Origin of the sequence: Kineococcus siccus (assembly GCF_009906795.1) — a bacterium.
GTDB classification, from domain to species: Bacteria; Actinomycetota; Actinomycetes; order Actinomycetales; family Kineococcaceae; genus Kineococcus; species Kineococcus siccus.
On record NZ_JAAALN010000439.1, the window covers coordinates 1 to 638 of the forward strand.

The 638-nt window shown below is 82.4% G+C and carries 1 protein-coding gene; it reads left to right on the forward strand.

All coding sequences use genetic code 11. The features are described from left to right. Nucleotides 1-638 (forward strand): cell division protein PerM (locus tag GTR02_RS22025; protein ID WP_240896214.1); only part of this gene is annotated, 638 nt, incomplete at both ends.

Genomic DNA, 638 nt, shown 5'->3' on the forward strand with positions numbered 1-638 from the left:
GCGGCCTGCCGTCCGGCCTGCCGGGGTGGGTGGCGTCGGCGCTGCGGCCCGCGGTGTCCGCCGTCGTCGTCCTGCTCGCGCTCGGCGGCCTCGCGGTCGCGGCCGCGCTCGTGGTGCACCGCGACGAGGTGCTGCTGCTGCACCGCGCGCTGCAGCCGGGCGTCGTGGGCGGCGCGCTGCTCACCGCGGGTCAGGCCCTGCTGCTGCCCACCCTCGCCGTCTGGGGCCTCGCCTGGACGAGCGGCGCCGGCTTCGCGGTCGGCGTGGGCACCTCGGTCGCCCCCGGCGGCACCGTCCTGCAGACCCTGCCCACCGTCCCGGTGCTCGGGGCGCTGCCGCAGCCCGGCGCCACCCCGGCGGGCGCCTGGGCCGTCGTCCTGCTGCCCGTGCTCGTCGGCGCCGGGGTGACCCTGCTCGAGGGCCGGCGGACGGGCGGCGGTCACGGGCTGCTGCGGCGCTGCGGCACCGCGGTCGTGACGGCCGCCCTCGCCGGCGGCGGGGTCCTCCTGCTGGCCGCCGCGGCGGGCGGTGCGGCCGGCGGGGGCCGGATGGCCGACCTCGGGCCGGCCGCGCTCACGACGGCCGCCGCGGTCGCGGGCGAGCTCGCCGCGGGCGGCCTGCTCGCCGTCCTGCTGGCG